Annotated in this window: 13 protein-coding genes; 6 read left to right on the top strand and 7 right to left on the bottom strand. The window is 64.5% G+C overall.

Annotated features, from left to right (window positions below; all coding sequences use genetic code 11):
- Nucleotides 1-20: 20 nt before the first annotated feature.
- The 4 genes from grxD to BM338_RS03295 all read right to left on the bottom strand — a co-directional run bounded on the left by grxD (nucleotide 21) and on the right by BM338_RS03295 (nucleotide 3849).
- Nucleotides 21-944 carry a Grx4 family monothiol glutaredoxin gene (gene grxD / locus BM338_RS03310; RefSeq protein WP_090449398.1) on the bottom strand — a complete coding sequence of 308 codons (924 nt, stop codon included), beginning with the start codon at nucleotides 942-944 and terminating at the stop codon, nucleotides 21-23.
- Between the two features lie 88 nt (nucleotides 945-1032).
- Nucleotides 1033-1890 carry a UDP-2,3-diacylglucosamine diphosphatase gene (locus BM338_RS03305; protein ID WP_090449396.1) on the bottom strand — a complete coding sequence of 286 codons (858 nt, stop codon included), beginning with the start codon at nucleotides 1888-1890 and terminating at the stop codon, nucleotides 1033-1035.
- 109 nt (nucleotides 1891-1999) lie between these two features.
- Nucleotides 2000-2602 (bottom strand): SGNH/GDSL hydrolase family protein, encoded by a 603-nt coding sequence (locus BM338_RS03300; protein WP_090449394.1) that lies wholly within the window; start codon nucleotides 2600-2602, stop codon nucleotides 2000-2002.
- An 8-nt stretch (nucleotides 2603-2610) separates the two neighbouring features.
- Nucleotides 2611-3849, bottom strand: coding sequence for an aminotransferase class I/II-fold pyridoxal phosphate-dependent enzyme (locus BM338_RS03295; protein WP_090449392.1), 1239 nt, complete (start codon nucleotides 3847-3849; stop codon nucleotides 2611-2613).
- 140 nt (nucleotides 3850-3989) lie between these two features.
- On the opposite strand from BM338_RS03295, the gene rsgA reads away from it, so the two are divergent.
- The 4 genes from rsgA (at nucleotide 3990) to aceE (ending at nucleotide 12264) form a co-directional block, all read left to right on the top strand.
- Nucleotides 3990-5045, top strand: a complete 1056-nt coding sequence (gene rsgA / locus BM338_RS03290; RefSeq protein ID WP_090449391.1) for a ribosome small subunit-dependent GTPase A — start codon at nucleotides 3990-3992, stop codon at nucleotides 5043-5045.
- Nucleotides 5046-5074: 29 nt separating this feature from the next.
- Nucleotides 5075-6346, top strand: coding sequence for a peptidase MATCAP family protein (locus BM338_RS03285; protein WP_090449389.1), 1272 nt, complete (start codon nucleotides 5075-5077; stop codon nucleotides 6344-6346).
- Between the two features lie 570 nt (nucleotides 6347-6916).
- On the top strand, nucleotides 6917-9208 hold the full coding sequence (locus BM338_RS03280; protein ID WP_090449387.1) for an NADP-dependent malic enzyme: 2292 nt from the start codon (nucleotides 6917-6919) through the stop codon (nucleotides 9206-9208).
- A gap of 362 nt (nucleotides 9209-9570) precedes the next feature.
- The gene (aceE, locus tag BM338_RS03275; RefSeq protein ID WP_090449384.1) at nucleotides 9571-12264 is read left to right on the top strand and encodes a pyruvate dehydrogenase (acetyl-transferring), homodimeric type; all 2694 of its coding nucleotides are present in this window, start codon (nucleotides 9571-9573) and stop codon (nucleotides 12262-12264) included.
- 71 nt (nucleotides 12265-12335) lie between these two features.
- Here the strand turns inward: aceE and BM338_RS03270 are convergent, their stop codons facing one another.
- The 3 genes from BM338_RS03270 to BM338_RS03260 all read right to left on the bottom strand — a co-directional run bounded on the left by BM338_RS03270 (nucleotide 12336) and on the right by BM338_RS03260 (nucleotide 14413).
- Complete coding sequence (locus BM338_RS03270; protein WP_090449382.1) at nucleotides 12336-12671, bottom strand: hypothetical protein; 336 nt, start codon at nucleotides 12669-12671, stop codon at nucleotides 12336-12338.
- A gap of 93 nt (nucleotides 12672-12764) precedes the next feature.
- Nucleotides 12765-13439 (bottom strand): glutathione S-transferase family protein, encoded by a 675-nt coding sequence (locus BM338_RS03265; protein ID WP_090449380.1) that lies wholly within the window; start codon nucleotides 13437-13439, stop codon nucleotides 12765-12767.
- 50 nt (nucleotides 13440-13489) lie between these two features.
- A complete protein-coding gene (locus BM338_RS03260) occupies nucleotides 13490-14413 on the bottom strand; it encodes a LysR family transcriptional regulator (RefSeq protein WP_090450089.1) in 924 nt (307 codons plus the stop codon).
- Nucleotides 14414-14511: 98 nt separating this feature from the next.
- Here BM338_RS03260 and BM338_RS03255 point away from each other — a divergent pair, with 98 nt between their 5' ends.
- Both BM338_RS03255 and BM338_RS03250 read left to right on the top strand, forming a co-directional pair.
- Nucleotides 14512-15738, top strand: coding sequence for an MFS transporter (locus BM338_RS03255; protein WP_090449378.1), 1227 nt, complete (start codon nucleotides 14512-14514; stop codon nucleotides 15736-15738).
- A gap of 119 nt (nucleotides 15739-15857) precedes the next feature.
- Complete coding sequence (locus tag BM338_RS03250; RefSeq protein ID WP_255367214.1) at nucleotides 15858-17084, top strand: SGNH/GDSL hydrolase family protein; 1227 nt, start codon at nucleotides 15858-15860, stop codon at nucleotides 17082-17084.
- The last annotated feature ends 176 nt before the right edge of the window (nucleotides 17085-17260 follow it).

The following is a 17260-nucleotide window of genomic DNA, read 5'->3' as shown; positions in this document are numbered from 1 at the left end:
TTGACCGATGAGCGTGTGGCTCAGTACCGCGGCACGCTCGAATCGATCTCCGCCGCCCACGCATCCATGCCGCCCTCGACGTTATAGATGTTGCTAAAGCCATGCGCCGCGAAGCGCTCGGCTACGCCGCGGCTGGAAACGCCGTGGTGGCAGATGAAGGCGAGGTGGGTGTCTTTGGGTAGGGCGGCCAGCGTCTCGTAACCCTCTTCCTCAAGCACACGGGCCTGGGCTAGTGGCGCGGCCTGGGCGCGGCCGTGAGCCGGGCGCACGTCGATCAGGGTGATGTCGCCGGCGGCCAGACGGGCCTTGAGCTCGTGCACGGTCAGCGATTTGATTTCCTGGGCGCCGGGGAATTTCAGGCTGAGGCCTTCGCCCTGCACGGTGGACACCCAGTCAATCACGATGCCCTTGGCGCGATGAGCGCTGGCCGGGTCGAAATGGACCTCGATGCCGTTGCTGCTGACCATGATGTCGTGGTCGCCGGCCGGGGCCAGCTGAAAGCCGGCGCTATGGTCCGGGCCGATCTCCAGATGCAGGGCCAGGCCCTGGGCGTTGGTCGTGCCCTGGCGGATGGCCTCGGCAGCCTTGTCCGTAATGGTGATTTCCGGCGGCGTGCGGTCCGGCGCGGCAGCGCCAAACAGCTGGTGCAGCTCGCCGCTGGTGTACATCTGGCGAATGATGTCGGCGCCGCCGACCAGCTCGCCTTCCACATAGAGCTGAGGGATGGTCGGCCAGTCGCCGTAAGCCTTGATCCCTTCGCGGATCTCCGGATCTTCCAGCACGTTGACCGTGTGGTATTCCGGCAGCAACTCATTGAGCGTGTTGGTGGCTGCGGCGGAGAAACCGCACATCGGCTGTTGGCGGGTCCCCTTCATGAACAACACCACGCGGTGGCTCTTGAGCAGGGATTCGATACGGTCGCGGGTGGCGCTGTCGATGGACATGAGGGACTCCGGCAAAGGGGCTTAATAATACGCCCCCCTCCATATGCCGTCGCCGCCGGGGTGCTTCAAGCGTGCCGGCGATGAGAACTCAAGCCGCCGGCCGCAACTCCGCGAGATCGCGCCGATGCCGGGCCAGCGGCGCCAGCGCCAGCGCCGCAGCCGGCGAGGGCAATACCAGTTCGCGGCTGGCGCGGCCGAGGGCGGCGGGCTGCTCGCTCCAGTGGATCAGCTCCATGGCGCCGGTGTGGTCCTCGACCAGCGCGGTGCAGTGTTCCACCCAGTCGCCGTCGTTGAGGTAGAGCACGCCATCCATTTCGCGCACGTGGCCGAAATGGATGTGGCCGCAGATGTGACCGTCGAAGCCACGCTCGCGCGCGTCGTCGGCCACGCGGTTTTCGTAGGCGCGGATGTAGGCCAGCGCCTTGCCGATATGCGACTTCACGATGATCGACAGCGGCAGGTAGGGCAGCTCCATCCGGCGCCGCATGGCGTGCACACGGCGGTTGGTCCAGCAGATGAAGCGATGCATCACTTCGCCCAGGTGCAGCATCCAGGTGCGGCCGACCTGCTCGGGGTCGAATTCGTCGCCGTGGCTCACGTGGTAGCGCCGTCCGTCGGCGCCCTCATGCACGGCGTCCAGTGCAATGCGCACGCCGCCGAAGCTCTGCCCGGCCAGCCCGCGCAGTGGGGCATCGTGATTGCCGGGGATGTAGGTCACCTCGACGCCGCGGCGAGCCATGTCCAGCACTTCGGCCAGCACGGCGCCATGGTCGGCATGCCACCAGGTGCGGCGCGCCAGCGCTTCCATGTCGATGATGTCGCCGACCAGATAGAGCTTTTCGCAACGCAATTTGCGTAGAAAGTCGAGCAGGTAACCGGCCTTGCAATCGGGCGTGCCCAAGTGCACGTCGGAGATGAAGGCGCTGCGGCAGTGGAAGGTCGCCATGGCTGTCTCTCCCGGTGTTATCCGGGATGTCAGTGTGGTGCGCTTGCGTCACCGTGCGATGGCGGAATGGTTGCAGTGTTGTTGCGCCGCGCCAAGGCGATGTGATGACTCAGAGCGAAGCGAGGGCGGCCTGGGCCGCCGGCAATGCCTGCTGCATCCACTGGGTGTATTGCGCGGCAGAGGGGTGCAAGCCGTCGTCGGCGAGCAGGCCGGGGTGCTGGCGGGATAGTGGCGTGATATCGACCCAATGAGAGCCTGCGCGCCGTGTCTCGTCGCGGGCGACGGCGTTATAGGTATCCAGTTCCGCAGCGATGCGGGCCACATCTCTGCCGCTGTTGTGGCCGAACGATGTGACACCCCAGTCGGGGATCGACAGCACCAACAGCCGTTGCGGACGCGCCCCGGCCAAGGCGATGGCGCGGTCGCGCAGACGGAGAAATTCCTCGCGGTAATCCTCCGCGCTACGCCCGCGGTATTGGTTGTTCACGCCGATCAGCAGGCTTACCAGGTCGTACGGCGGTGAGACGGTGGCGGCGTCCATCGCGGCCGACAGCTCATCGGTAGTCCAGCCGGTGACGGCAATGATCTGTGGATCACCCAGCGGCACACCTTCGTCGCGCAGGCATGCGGCCAGTTGCATCGGCCAGCGGCCGTCGGCAGGCACGCCTTCGCCGATGGTGTAGGAGTCGCCTAGCGCGAGATAACGGAGCATCGCGAGGGTCAGGCCACCGCGCGGGTTTTCTGCTCGCTGGCCATGCGAGCCAGCACGCGCTCAATGCGCACGAACACCTCGCGCATCTGTTCCGGCGGCGGCAGCAGGGTCAGTCGCAGATGGCGGCTGTGCGGCACGTTGAAGCTACTGCCCGGTACCACCAGTACCGATTCTTCTTCCAGCAGGCGCAGGGCGAAGGCGTTATCGTCGAATTCGGCCAGGTGATCGGCACGCACGCGCGGGAAGGCATAGAGCGCGCCGCCCGGCGTGACCAGATCCAGATAATCGCTGGCGGCCACGCCTTCCAGGATCATGCGGCGCGCCTCGTGCAGGCGGCCGCCGGCGCTGGTCAGGCTGCCGATGGTGGGCGCGGTCTCCAGTGCCGGGAGTACCGCCCATTGCGCGGTGACATTGGCGCACAGGCGCAGCGCGGCAAGCAATTGCAGCGCGTCGCGGTAATCCGCCGTGCGCGAAGGGTCACCCGACAGGCTCATCCAGCCCACGCGGTAGCCGCAGGCGCGATGCACCTTGCTCAGGCCACCAAAGCTGACGCAGGGCACGTCACCGGCGACTTCGGCCAACGGCTGGAATAGGGCGCCGTCGTAGAGGATCTCGTCATAGATCTCATCGCACAGCAGCAGCAGGCGATGGCGCGCGGCGACCTCGACGATGCGTTCCAGCAGTTCGCGTGGATACACCGCGCCGGTGGGATTGTTCGGGTTGATCAGCACCAGGGCGCGGGTGCGAGGGGTGATCAGCGACTCGATCTCGGCCGGGTCGGGGAGGTGCCCGTTCTCGGCGAGGCAGCGGTAATAGCGCGGCTTGCCGTCGTTGAGAATGGTGGCCGCGCTCCACAGCGGGTAGTCCGGGCTGGGCAGCAGCACTTCGTCGCCGGGCTGCAACAGGGCGCGCAGGCTCAGGTCGATCAGTTCGCTGACGCCATTGCCGATAAAGATGCGCTCCACTTCCACGCCACGCGCGCCGCGAAAACGCTGCTGGGCGGCGATGGCCTCGCGCGCTTCTTCCAGGCCCTGTTCGTGGCCGTAGGCCTCGCTGTCGCGCAGATGCTGGCCGATGGCCTCGCGCAGATGCGGCGGTGTTTCGAATCCGTAGCGGCCCGGGTTGCCGATATTCAACTTGATGATGGGCAGGCCGGCGGCCTCCAGCTCGCGCGAGCGCCGGGTGAGTGCGCCACGGATTTCATAGCGCACGTCCGCCAGGTGCGCACTGGGTTTGATCGAGGCCAAGATTCGCGTCCTTCCTGTGCTTGCCGGCCTGAAAAATGGCCGCTGTCATCGTCGAGGCATGCTAGCAGCGTCATGCTGCACTGCGCGAGGCGCCTGAATGCCCGATTCCTGACGCGAAGCGGGCAGGGCATAATCGCCCGATGAGTGAGGCCGAGATCATCGAACGGCTGCGCCGCGTGGGCTGGCGTGGCGATGCCCTGCCGGGCGGCGGCCTGCGCCTGGCCCGTGTAGTGGCCCAGCACCGGGCAGGCTACGAATTGCACGACGGCGAATCGCTGTTCGGCGCCCAGCCGGCCGGCTATTTCCTCAAGCGCAACCTGGATCCTTCGGAACGTCCCTCCGTGGGCGATTTCGTGGAGCTCGAACCGGGCAGCCCGCCGCATATTGCCAAGGTGCTGCCGCGCCGCACGGTACTATCCCGCGCCGCAGCCGGCGAGCGCTACGAGCGCCAGATCATCGCCACCAATATTGACTACGTGCTGGTGCTGACCGGCCTGGACGGTGACTTCAATCCGGCCCGCATCGAGCGTTACCTCTCGCTCACCGAGGACTCCGGCGCGCAGCCGGTGGTGCTGCTCAGCAAGCTGGACACGCGCGCTGATGCCGACGAACTGCTGCATGCCCTGCGTTCCCGCTTGCCGGCGGGAACGCCCGTGCATGCCATCAACGGCAAGGATCCGGCCAGCGTGGCGTTGCTGACGCAATACCTGCAGCCCGGCGACAGCGCGGTGCTGGTCGGTTCTTCGGGCGCGGGCAAATCCACGCTCACCAATACGCTGCTCGGCACCGACCGCATGGCCACCAGCGAGGTGCGCGCGCACGACAGCCGCGGCCGTCACACCACGACGCATCGCGCCTTGCTGCAGCTGCCCAGCGGCGGCTGCCTGATCGACACCCCCGGCATGCGCGAACTCAAGCTCACCGGCGAGGAAAATCTCGACCTGTTTGCCGATATTGAAGCCTTGGCCGAAACCTGCCGCTTTGCCGACTGCGGCCACGGCAGTGAGCCGGGCTGCGCCGTGCAGGTCGCGCTGGACAGCGGCGATCTGTCGGCCGAGCGCTGGCGCAACTATCTAAAGCTGCGCGACGAGCGCGAGGAACAGGCCGCGACGCTTGAAGCCCGCCTGCGCCGTCAGCGCGGCGGCCGGCCACCCACCCGGCCGCATAACCAGCGCGGCACGCGCGAACGGGAATAGGGCGCCACAACGGGTCAATGGAGACAGCCATGAACGCAGCCACCCCTCTTGCCCCCGAACTACAGCGCTACGCGGACCTCGATCAGCGTCTGCTGGGCGCCGTCAAAGGCATCCGCATCCTGCCCACCGTGGCGTGGCCGGCGACAGTCGAGAACCGCATGATCGAAGCGTTCGGCAAGGGGCAATACAGCCTGCCGGAAGTGAGCTACCAGCGGCCGGATCTGTCCGAGGCGCGTGCTGAGCTTGCCGCGATCGAGCGCGAAGCCGGGCATGACGACCCGATGGGCGAATACCTGTGCCGTACCGCCGAGTCCTGGCGTATTGCGGCGGAGATGCTGGAAGCCGTAGGCACCGCCGAAGTCACGGCACCTTCCATCGTGCTGTATGGCCGCCCCGGCGATCCGATTCCCGGCAGCGATCGCAGCAATCTGGATGCGGCGCGCTACTTCGTGGAGCTCTCCGATGAGCTTGGTGCCGACCTGCTTGCCGACGACGTCAACACGAACCTGCCAGCCGACGCATTGCGTGCGGATCTGGCCAAGACACTGGATGACTTTTTCGGCGCCGGCACCATCAGCGTCGAAGTGGACGATGAGCTGACCGCCAAGGCGGCCGCCGGTGCCACCCGCATCCGCCTGCGTGGCGGCACCAGTTTCAGTGAGTACGACCGTCATCAACTCTTGGCGCATGAGGCCTTCGTGCATTCGCTGACCGCCTTGAACGGTCGCGCCCAGCCGGTGTTGGCCTCGCTGGCGCGTACCTCGCCGCGCGTCACAGCGACCCAGGAGGGGTTGGCGGTATTCGCCGAGTTGATGTCCGGGGCGATCGATATTGCGCGGCTCAAGCGCATCAGTCTGCGCATTCTGGCTATCGATATGGCGCTCAATGGCGCCGATTTTGTCGAGGTCTACAAGTACTTCAGCAGTTGCGGACAAAGTCCCGGCGACAGTTTTCACTCGGCACAGCGTGTATTTCGTGGCGTGCCGCTGACGGGGGGTGCGGCCTTCGCCAAGGACAACGTGTACCTCAGCGGGCTGCTCACGGTGCACACGTTTTTCCGCTGGGCGCTCAAGCAGCGGCGCATGGATATGCTGCGGCATCTGTTCGCTGGCAAGTTGTCGTTGCACGATGTGATTAGCCTGGAGCCGCATTTTGAATCCGGCGCTATCGCGCCGCCGCGCTGGTTGCCGCCGTGGATGCAGCATGTGCACGGGCTGGCGGGGAAGTTGGCGTTTTCTTTGTTCGTCAATCGCATCCATATGGGAAGGGTGCAGGCGGATGCGCTTTCGTTGAGCCTCTGAGTGGCGATGCTTTTCTTTCTCTGCCCCTTCAGGGAGAGGGTTGGGATGAGGGGGCGGTTCTTGCGATATCCCTTCCTACTCGTCATTCCGGCGAAGGCCGGAGGCGCTTTTCAACAGCGAAGCTGGTCATCCAGTGGCGTTGTCGCCTGATTGTCGCGTCTGCGTGCGCTGGCTCGCCTGCCGCGGGCTTCCGAACCGCTGCCGCGGCCCGGGTCACTTTCTCTTTGCTGGCCCAAAGAGAAAGTAACCAAAGAGAAATGGCCTGAGAGCAGGCGGTGCGCTCTGTAGCTGCGCCTTTTCCAGTGTCAGGCGTCGGGATCGTTTTCTTTGAGAGCTGATCGTGCAGCCCACACGCTGCACAAGGGCGGAGATCAAGAGCCAAGTGCAAAAAACCGCCTGCCCGGCTTCGTCATTGCACGCTGTTAGCTCTAAAGCATTAGTTGTCACACCTGCGGGCCATATCTACGCTCGTGTTCTTGCGGCGCAGCGGGTTTGGCTTGCTAACACGGTGCTAACATGCCCGGATGCCGCCGTCGCGGCACTTTATTCCCTCACCCGATAGCGCATCCCATGGCACTCCCCGAAGAACTTCGACTCGCCGCTCTCGAATATCACCGCTTGCCGCATCCCGGCAAAATCAAGGTAACGGCCACCAAGGCCATGGTTACGCAGCGTGACCTCGCCCTGGCGTATTCGCCGGGCGTGGCTTATGCCTGCGAGGCGATCGTGGAGGATCCCAACGCCGCCAGCGAGATGACGGCGCGCGGCAATTTGGTGGCGGTGATCACCAACGGCACGGCAGTGCTGGGCCTGGGCGATATCGGGCCGCTGGCGGGTAAGCCGGTAATGGAAGGCAAGGGTGTGCTGTTCCAGAAGTTCGCCGGCATCGACGTGTTCGACATTGAGTTGAACGAGCGCGATCCGGACAAGCTGGTCGACATCATCGCCTCGATGGAGCCGACCTTCGGCGGCATCAATCTGGAAGACATCAAGGCACCCGAGTGCTTCGTGGTCGAGCGCAAGTTGCGCGAGCGCATGAAGATCCCGGTGTTCCACGACGATCAACACGGCACTGCCATCATCGTGGGCGCCGCCGTTTTGAATGCGCTCGAGGTGGTCGGCAAGAAGATCGAGGACGTGAAGCTGGCCACCGCCGGTGCGGGTGCGGCCGGCATCGCCTGTCTCGACATGCTGGTGGCTCTGGGTCTGAAGCCGGAGCACATCCTGGCTTTCGATCGCGAGGGCGTGCTCTACACCGGTCGCGATCACATGGATCCGGACAAGCAGCGTTATGCCCGCGACACCAAGGCGCGCACGCTGGCGGAAATCGTTTCGGGCTCGGACGTCTTCCTCGGTCTTTCCGCGGGTGGCGTGCTGAAGCCGGAGATGGTGGCGACGATGGCCGACAAGCCGATCATCCTCGCTCTGGCCAACCCGAATCCCGAGATCTCGCCGGAAGACGCGAAGAAAGTCCGCCCGGACTGCATCATCGCCACCGGCCGTTCGGACTACCCGAACCAGGTCAATAACGCCCTGTGCTTCCCGTACATCTTCCGCGGTGCGCTGGACGTCGGTGCCACCGGCATCAATGAGGCCATGAAGCTCGCCTGCGTGCGTGCCATCGCTGAGCTGGCACGGATGGAGGCTGGTGATCTGGCCAGTGCCTACGGTGGCGATGTGCCGACTTTCGGCGCCGACTACCTCATTCCGCGTCCGTTCGACCCCCGTCTGCTGGTCATGCTGGCTCCGGCCGTGGCGCAGGCGGCGATGGATTCCGGTGTGGCTGCGCGTCCCATCACCGACATGGATGCGTACAAGGAAAAACTCGGCCAGTTCATCTACCGCACCGGTCTGCTGATGAAGCCGGTGTATGAGCGTGCGCGCGCTGACCGCAAGCGTGTGGTCTATGCGGAAGGCGAGGAAGAGACCGTATTGCGTGCGGTGCAGACGGTGATCGACGAGCGCCTGGCGTTCCCGATCCTGATCGGTCGCCCCGACGTGATCGAGACGCGCATCCAGCGCCTCGGCCTGCGTATGCGCGAGGGCACCGATTTCGAGTTGACCAATATCAATGACGACCCGCGCTTCAATGACTACTGGCAGCAGTACCACGCGCTGACCGAGCGCCGCGGCGTATCACCGGCGGCGGCGAAGAACCTGCTGCGCTCACGCCCGACCCTGATCGCTTCGCTGATGGTGGAGCGTGGTGAGGCCGACGCAATGATCTGCGGCCTGGTCGGCCGCTTCCACAAGAAGCTCGGCTATATGCGCAGCGTGTTCGGTCTCGACCCGGGTGTGCAGTGCACCTCGGCGATGACCGGCGTGATCAATGACCAGGGCGCGTGGTTCTTCCTCGACACCCATGTGCAGATCGATCCCTCCGCCGAGCAGATCGCGGAAGCGACGTTGCAGGCCACCTACCGCCTCAAGCTGTTCGGTATCGAACCGAAGGTGGCGCTACTGTCGCACTCCAATTACGGCAGCCACGACAATCCGAGCGCCCAGAAAATGCGCAAGGTGTACCAGTTACTGAAGTCGCGCATGCCCAAACTGGAGGTGGATGGTGAGATGCAGGCCGATACCGCGTGGGATGAAGGGCTGCGTACGCGCATGTTCCCCAACACCACGCTGACCGGCCGCGCCAATCTGTTTGTGATGCCGAACCTCGATGCGGCCAACATCACCTACAACATGGTGCGTGTGATGACCGATGGCGTGGCCATTGGTCCGATCCTGATGGGCCCGAACAAGTCGGCGCACATCCTCACCCCGGCCTCCACCCCGCGTCGCGTGGTCAACATGACGGCCATTGCCGCAGTGGATGCGCAGATCCGCGCCGTGCAGAGCGACCGCCGCAGCTAATGTAGGAGCCAGCCCCCGGATCAAGTCCGGGGCAGGCTCTGTGGGCGAAGCGGCCCGCAAGGGCCGCTTGTTTTGGGCGAGCCCTAGATAAAAGGCAGGCCGGCGTTGCCGGCCGTTCGCGCACAGGGTGCGCTCCTACGGTCAATCCTAGAGTGGGGCAGGAAGCCGCTCTCGACCAAAGTCGAGTGGCGGCTTTTTCATGGGTGTGCCGCGATCGCCACGCGCCACCATGCGCCAGCGCACGGGCCTGTACGAATTGTCGGCCAGCCGTGCGGAGGGCTAAACTCGGGCGTTAAACCGTCGCATCCCCGGCGACCGGTATTCACCTCAAGCCAGCGCCGCACAGCGCCGCGGAGATTTTCATGGATCAGCTCGACGACATCCTCCACCAGGACCTCGACCCCACCGAAACCCAGGAATGGGTCGACTCGCTCACCGCGGTCATCAACCATGACGGCACCGAGCGCGCGCACTACCTGCTGGAGAAGATGGTCGACTCGACCCGCCGCGCGGGTGGCTATCTGCCGTTCAACCCCACCACCGAATACGTCAACACCATCTCGCCCGGCAACGAGGCGAAGATGAGCGGCGACGCGGCGATGGAATGGCGCATCCGCACCCTAGTCCGCTGGAACGCCATGGCGATGGTCGTGCGCGCCAACCGCAAGCCCGGCGAACTGGGCGGCCATATCGCCAGCTTCGCCTCTTCGGCGACGCTGTACGACGTGGGTTTCAACCATTTTTGGCGAGCGCCGAGCGCCGAGCATCCGGGCGATCTGATTTTCCATCAGGGCCATTCCAGCCCCGGCATCTATGCGCGCTCCTTCCTCGAAGGCCGTATTGGCGAAGAGCAGCTTGATCTGTTCCGCATGGAAGTGGCCGGCCACGGCCGCGGGCTTTCCTCGTATCCGCATCCCTGGCTGATGCCGGATTACTGGCAGGTGCCCACCGTATCGATGGGTCTGGGTCCGATCCAGGCGATCTACCAGGCGCAGTTCTGGAAGTACCTGGAGCATCGCGGCCTGATTCCGAAGTCCGACCGGAAAATCTGGTGCTTCATGGGCGACGGCGAGACCGACGAGCCCGAGTCGCTCGGTGCCATCTCGCTGGCCGGCCGCGAAGGCCTGGACAACCTGGTGTTCGTGATCAACTGCAACCTGCAGCGCCTGGATGGTCCGGTGCGCGGCAATGGCAAGATCATCCAGGAACTGGAAGGCGTGTTCCGCGGCGCCGGCTGGAACGCCATCAAAGTGATCTGGGGCAGCTACTGGGATCCGCTCCTCGCCCGCGACACCAAGGGCGTGTTGACCAAGCTGATGATGGAAACCATCGACGGCGAGTACCAGGCGTGCAAGGCCTTCGGTGGCGCGTACACGCGCGAGCATTTCTTCGGTAAGTACCCGGAGACGCGCGAGATGGTCGCCAACCTCAGCGACGACGACATCTGGCGCCTCAACCGCGGCGGCCATGACCCGCACAAGGTTTACGCGGCCTACCACCAGGCGGTGAATACCAAAGGCATGCCCACGGTGATTCTTGCCAAGACGGTGAAGGGTTACGGCATGGGCGCGGCCGGTGAGTCGCAGAACCCCACGCACCAGCAGAAGAAGCTGGACGACGAGGCCGTGCGCCACTTCCGCGACCGCTTCAACATCCCGGTGCCGGACGACAAGCTGGCCGACGTGCCGTACTACCACCCGGGCAAGGATTCGCCGGAGGTGCAGTACATGCTTGAGCGCCGCCGCGCGCTCGGCGGTGCGCTGCCGCAGCGTCGCCGCAAGACTGACGTGAAGATCACCGCACCGGAACTGTCGGCGTTCGAGCAGATCACCAAGGGCACCGGCGAGCGCGAGATTTCCACCACCATGGCGCTGGTGCGCGGCATGAACCTGCTGCTGCGCGACAAGCAGATCGGCGAGCGCATCGTGCCGATCGTGGCCGATGAGGCGCGCACGTTTGGTATGGAAGGCATGTTCCGCCAGATCGGCATCTATGCGCCGTTCGGCCAGAAGTACCGTCCGCAGGACGCCGACCAGCTGCTGTACTACCGTGAAGACCAGAAAGGCCAGGTGCTGCAGGAAGGCATCTCCGAGGCCGGTGGCATGGCCGCGTGGATGGCGGCGGCCACCAGCTACAGCATCAGCAACGTGCCGATGCTGCCGTTCTTCATCTACTACTCGATGTTCGGCTTCCAGCGAATCGGCGACTTGGCCTGGGCCGCCGGCGACATGCGCGCGCGCGGCTTCCTGATCGGCGGCACTGCCGGCCGCACCACGCTCAACGGCGAAGGCCTGCAGCATGAGGACGGCAGTTCGCACCTGATGTCTGGCGCGATCCCGAACGTCAAGTCGTATGACCCGACCTTCTCGTATGAGGTCGCGGTGATCATGCAGGACGGTACGCGCCGCATGTTGCAAGAGCAGGAGGACGTGTACTACTACATCACTGTGATGAATGAGAACTACAGCCACCCCGACCTGCCGCAGGGCATCGAGGCGGACATCATCAAGGGCATGTACCTGTTCAAGGATGCCGGCAAGCCGAAGAAGGGCGAGCCGCGCGTGCAGCTGCTCGGTTCCGGCACCATCCTGCGCGAAGTGATCGCCGCCGCCGAATTGCTGGAGAAAGATTTCGGCGTCACTGCCGACATCTGGTCGGTGCCTAGCTTCAGCGAAGTGCGTCGCGACGGTTTCGACGCCGAACGCTGGAACCGCCTGCATCCGGAAGCGGAGCAGCGCGTACCGCACGTCACCGCTCTGTTGCAGGGGCGTCAGGGTCCGGCCATCGCGGCCACCGACTATGTGCGTGAATTCGCCGACCAGATCCGTGCCTTCATGCCGGACGGCATGCGCTACACCGTGCTGGGCACGGACGGCTTCGGCCGCAGCGACACGCGTGCCAATTTGCGCGGCTTCTTCGAGGTCGATCGTTACTGGATCGCCCAGGCTGCGCTGACCGCGCTGGCGAAGGAAGGCAAGGTCAACGCCAAGGATGTCAGCCGCGCCATCAAGACCTACAAGCTGGATCCGGATAAGCCGAATCCGATGACGGTCTAAAGGTCCAAACAAGAAACCCGCCGAAAGGCGGGTTTCTTGTTTGGTGAATCGAACGGATCGAAACGAGTCGATCAATCCTCGTCGCGACTGCGAAACGCGCGGCGCAGCAGCAGGAACGCACCGATGGTTCCAGCCACCACAGCCGCGGTCGCTACCGGATGACGGCCGACGTGGCGGCGCAGGCGGCGGTACTGATAGTTCGCCTCGTCGGCGAAATCCTCGGCCGCGTGCGACAGGCGCTGCGCATAGTCGTAGCGCTGGCGGCCGAAGCGGCGGCGGATCTCGCGGCTGCGCTCCAGCAGGCCGTCGGCGCGGTCACCCGCTTCGCTGGCGTAGTGACGCACGCGTTCGCGCACTTGCTCACCCACGCCGTTGATGCTGCTTTCGATGTCGCGGTTCCGGGCCATGGTTGCTGCCTCCTTGTGTTCAGAACTGCAAACTTGCCAGCGCGCGCGTGAGCGGTGCGTAAACAGCAGTCGTCGCGGTTCAGCTGCGGTCGTCTAGCCGACCATCTCGTAATCGCCGCCGCGTTCGATCGCACGTTGATAGGCGGGGCGCGCGCGAATGCGCTGCAGGAAATCCCACAGGCGCGGCCTTGTAGTGGCGTTGAGTCCGGCGCGGGCCGCGGCGGCCTCCAATGGAAAACTCATCTGAATGTCTGCAGCACTGAAAGCATCGCCACCGAACCACGGCGACTTCGCCAGTTCGCCTTCGAGAAAGTCGAGATGCAACTTCAGCTGCGGATCAACGAAGCCGCGCAGCACCTTGCCGGCAATGCCGCGCAGCAGCGGCTTTACGAAGAACGGCGCGGGACTCGTGGCGAGCCGGTTGAAAACCAGCTTGAGCAACAGTGGCGGCATGGCCGAGCCTTCCGCGTAGTGCAGCCAGTAGCTGCAGCGCAGCCGTGCGGGTGTGCCGGGGGTGGGCAGCCACTGATCCTGGCCGTAACGGTCGGCGAGGTACTCGATGATGGCGCCGGACTCCGCTGTGGTCACGTCGCCATCGGTGATCACCGGCGATTTGCCCAGCGGGTGCACCTGACGCAGCTCTGGCGGCGCCAGCAGCGTTTTCGGGTCGCGCTGGTAGCGCTTGATCTCGTAGGGCAGGCCCATTTCTTCGAGCAACCAGAGAATGCGCTGCGAGCGAGAGTTATTGAGATGGTGGACGACGATCATGGTGAGCTCCGAAGTGGTGCTGCTTCTGCATCAAAGTGCCTGTGCCGCGGTCACGGTTGTTGCAGATGTTTTTCCCACGGCAAGTCGTCGCTGAAATGTTCGGCGAGGAAGTCGATGAAAGCCTGCACTCGCTGCGGCACCATGCGTCGCTGCGGCATCACCGCATAGATGCCTGTATCGGGCGGCGGGTAGTCTGGCAGCACCACGCGCAGGCGGCCCGCGCGCAGTTCACCACCGATATGCCAGGTGGAATGCAATGAAATACCCAGCCCGGCGAGGGTGGCGTCGCCCAGCAGCTCACCAAAGTTACTCTCGAAACGCCCGTTGACGCGTACGGCTAATGGGCGCCCGGTGGTGTCGCTCAGCGTCCAGATATCCTGCCGACCCTGGCTGCCTACCTGCAGCAGGCATTCGTGGTGTGCCAGATCGGCCGGCGTGCGCGGCGTGCCGTGTTGTTTCAGATAGGTGGGCGATGCGCACAACACGCGCTTGTTGGTCGCCAGCCGGCGGGCCACCAGGTTGGAGTCGCTCAGCATACCGATGCGGATGGCCAGATCGAAACCGGCGGTGACCAGATCGACCACCTGATCGCTCAGGTTGACGTTGAGCTTGATGCCTGGATGCCGCGCCAGAAACTGGGGCAGCAGCGGCGAGACGTATTGACGTCCAAACGCGGCGGACATGGTGACCCGCACCGGGCCACTGACACTGCTGCCTGACTTGCGCAGACCGGAGGTCAGCGCCTCTAAGTCCTCGATCAGCGCGCGGCCCTGCTCGGCCAGGGCAGTGCCCTCGGGTGTGGCGTGCAGCTGGCGGGTAGTCCGGTGCAGCAGGCGCACGCCGAGATCGCGTTCGAGCCGCTTCAGGCGTTGGCTGGCCACCGCCACGGAGAGATCGAGACTGCGCGCCGCGGCGCTGATCGAGCCCAGATCGAGCACGCGCAGGAACAGGCAGATGTCGTCGATGCGGTTCATCATTATCAATAATATATTGAAAGTGATTCTTCGATCTGGTGGTTGTTGAAGAATATGGCTGGGCCTAGGCTGCCGCATCTTTTTTGCGGACCTTATCTATGGCCAGCACCGTTCCCGCCAAGCCACGCATACCCATCGGCCTGTACTCGCTCACCGCCGGTGCCTTCGGCATCGGCACCACTGAATTCGTGATCATGGGCCTGCTGCTCCAGGTGGCTGCCGACCTGCACGTGTCGATCACCGCCGCCGGCTTACTGATCTCTGGCTATGCCCTGGGCGTGTTCGTCGGCGCGCCGTTGCTGACCATGGCGACCAGCCGCATGCCGCGCAAAGCGGCGCTGGTTGCGCTGATGGTGATCTTCACTATCGGCAACCTGGCCTGTGCGCTTGCGCCCAGCTACGGCTTGTTGATGGTTGCGCGCGTGATCACTTCGCTCGCGCATGGCACCTTCTTCGGCGTGGGCGCGGTGGTCGCTACCGGCATGGTGCCTGCGGATCGCAAGGCGTCGGCCATCTCGATCATGTTTACCGGCCTGACCGTGGCGACCCTGCTTGGCGTGCCCGCCGGTGCCTGGCTGGGGCTGCATTACGGCTGGCGCGCGACGTTCTGGGCAGTCGCGGCGATTGGCCTGGTCGCCACGCTGATCATCGCGACGCTGGTGCCGGCCGATGCGGGCAAGCGCGAGCCGATCGCTTTCGCCGAAGAGCTGAAAGTCATCGCGCGGCCGCAGGTGTTGCTTGGCCTGTTGATGACCGTGCTCGGCTATGCCGGCGTGTTTGCCGTGTTCACTTACATCCAGCCGATTCTCACGCAACTGAGCGGATTCGCCGAAAGCGCGGTATCACCGATCCTGCTGGTGTTCGGCGTGGGCCTGATCGTTGGGAACCTGCTCGGTGGTCGCCTCGCGGATCGCCGGCTGGTGCCGGCATTGCTCGGCACGTTGATGGCGTTGGTACTGGTGCTCGGCGCCATGAGTTTCGCGTTGCATAGCAAAGTGGCGGTGATCGCTTTCACTGGGCTGCTTGGTGTAGCTGCATTCGCCACCGTGTCGCCGCTGCAGTTGCGCGTGCTGCAAAAGGCGGAAGGGGCGGGCCAGAGCCTGGCTTCCAGCTTCAACATCGCGGCCTTCAATCTTGGCAATGCCATCGGTGCCTGGCTGGGCGGTGCCGTGATCGATCGTGGCCCGGGCCTGGGCGCAGTGACATGGGTCGCGGCGCTGGTCACGTTGTCCGGATGGCTGGTGGCATGGTGGAGCGTCCGTCTCGATGGCAGTCGTCGCACGACGGTCGCCGCGACAGCAGCTTGCATGCCCGGCCAGCTGTGATCGCTGTCGTTCTCTACGCGCGTTCTTTCTCTGAGGTCATCATGTTCAACCATCCATGGTTTCGTCGTTCGGTGTCTGTTGTGTGCCGGCGTTTATTGACGGGGTTCGCTTTGGCCTTTGTGGTCATGGGGGCGCTGCACGCGGCACCCGCGCCGAAAGCCCTGCAGCGTGACGACGCGCGCTGGATAGCCACCTGGACCGCCAGTCCCGAGCCGCGCTGGGATGGCGATTTCGCGCTGCCGCTCAATCTGCCTTCGAGTCTGTGGCACCAGACCGTGCGCCAGTCGGCGCGCGTGAGCGTGGGTGGCGAGCGGGTGCGCGTGATGCTGACGAATGAATACGGCACGCGCCCGTTGGTGATTGGCGCCGCACATATCGCTCTGGCAAGCGAGGGCGCCACGATTGCTGCCGGTTCGGATCGTACGCTGACCTTCAACGGCCAGCCGTCAGTGACGATACCGCCGGGTGCGCCGATGCTCAGCGATCCCGTCGATTTGAACGTGGGGGCGTTGGGCGATGTCAGCGTCAGTTTGTACCTGCCCGAGCCCACGGCACCCGCGAGCTTTCACTGGGATGCGCGCCAGACGACTTATGTAGCGACAGGTAATCAAGTCGGCGCACAAACGATCAATCCGGACACAACACTGACCTCACGCGTCTTCCTGCGCTCGATCCTGGTGGCCGACACGGCGGGCACGCGCGCCGTAGTGACGCTGGGTGATTCGATCACCGATGGCAACGGCTCCAGCATGGATGCCAACACACGCTGGCCGGACTTTCTCGCCAAGCGTTTCGCCGGGCAGCATGTCGCCGTACTCAATGCTGGTATCTCAGGGGCGCGCGTGTTGCGCGACGGCATGGGCGAGAACGCGCTGGCGCGCTTCGAGCGGGATGTGCTCAGCCAGCCTGGTGTGTCGAGCGTGATCGTGATGATGGGTATCAACGACATCGGCTGGTTCGGTACACCACTGGGACCCAGGGATGACGTAGCGCCTGCCGAAATACTGATCGCTGGCTATCAGCAGTTGATTGCCCGTGCGCATCTGCATGGCGTGCGCATCGTTGGCGCCACGTTGACGCCGTTCGAAGGTGCGCTGGAAGACACGCCAATGAAGGGCTATTACAACGCTGACAAGGAGCGTGTGCGCCAGGCCGTCAATCGCTGGATCCGCGAAAGCGGAGCGTTCGATGCCGTGGTGGACTTCGACGCGGCGCTACGCGATCCGGCACACCCGCAGCGTTTTCTGCCAGCCTACGATTCCGGAGATCACCTGCATCCTGGCGACGCTGGTTACAAGGTCATGGCCGACAGCGTCGACACGCGAGCGGTGCTTGGCAATCCGTGATGGAAGTCGGCCTGCGCAGCGACGCATGCCGCGCAGAGATATCAGGCTGGCGCTCAGGGGGGGGCTCTTCTATTCGCGTCAATCGCTGCGCTATCGCGACCTGGCCGCTTATGCAGCGGGCATTTCGGACGCCTGCCGGCGCCCGAGTCACTTTCTCTTTGCTGACCCAAAGAGAA

Source organism: Dyella sp. OK004, from assembly GCF_900114495.1.
GTDB lineage: Bacteria > Pseudomonadota > Gammaproteobacteria > Xanthomonadales > Rhodanobacteraceae > Dyella_D.
This window is presented reverse-complemented; position numbering and strand designations above follow the sequence as displayed.

Bases quoted from the DNA above. Each gene is read 5' to 3' on its own strand.
- grxD (WP_090449398.1), bottom strand. From the start codon at position 944: ATGTCCATCGACAGCGCCACCCGCGACCGTATCGAATCCCTGCTCAAG.
- BM338_RS03305 (WP_090449396.1), bottom strand. From the start codon at position 1,890: ATGGCGACCTTCCACTGCCGCAGCGCCTTCATCTCCGACGTGCACTTG.
- BM338_RS03300 (WP_090449394.1), bottom strand. From the start codon at position 2,602: ATGCTCCGTTATCTCGCGCTAGGCGACTCCTACACCATCGGCGAAGGC.
- rsgA (WP_090449391.1), top strand. From the start codon at position 3,990: ATGAGTGAGGCCGAGATCATCGAACGGCTGCGCCGCGTGGGCTGGCGT.
- BM338_RS03285 (WP_090449389.1), top strand. From the start codon at position 5,075: ATGAACGCAGCCACCCCTCTTGCCCCCGAACTACAGCGCTACGCGGAC.
- BM338_RS03280 (WP_090449387.1), top strand. From the start codon at position 6,917: ATGGCACTCCCCGAAGAACTTCGACTCGCCGCTCTCGAATATCACCGC.
- aceE (WP_090449384.1), top strand. From the start codon at position 9,571: ATGGATCAGCTCGACGACATCCTCCACCAGGACCTCGACCCCACCGAA.
- BM338_RS03270 (WP_090449382.1), bottom strand. From the start codon at position 12,671: ATGGCCCGGAACCGCGACATCGAAAGCAGCATCAACGGCGTGGGTGAG.
- BM338_RS03265 (WP_090449380.1), bottom strand. From the start codon at position 13,439: ATGATCGTCGTCCACCATCTCAATAACTCTCGCTCGCAGCGCATTCTC.
- BM338_RS03260 (WP_090450089.1), bottom strand. From the start codon at position 14,413: ATGAACCGCATCGACGACATCTGCCTGTTCCTGCGCGTGCTCGATCTG.
- BM338_RS03255 (WP_090449378.1), top strand. From the start codon at position 14,512: ATGGCCAGCACCGTTCCCGCCAAGCCACGCATACCCATCGGCCTGTAC.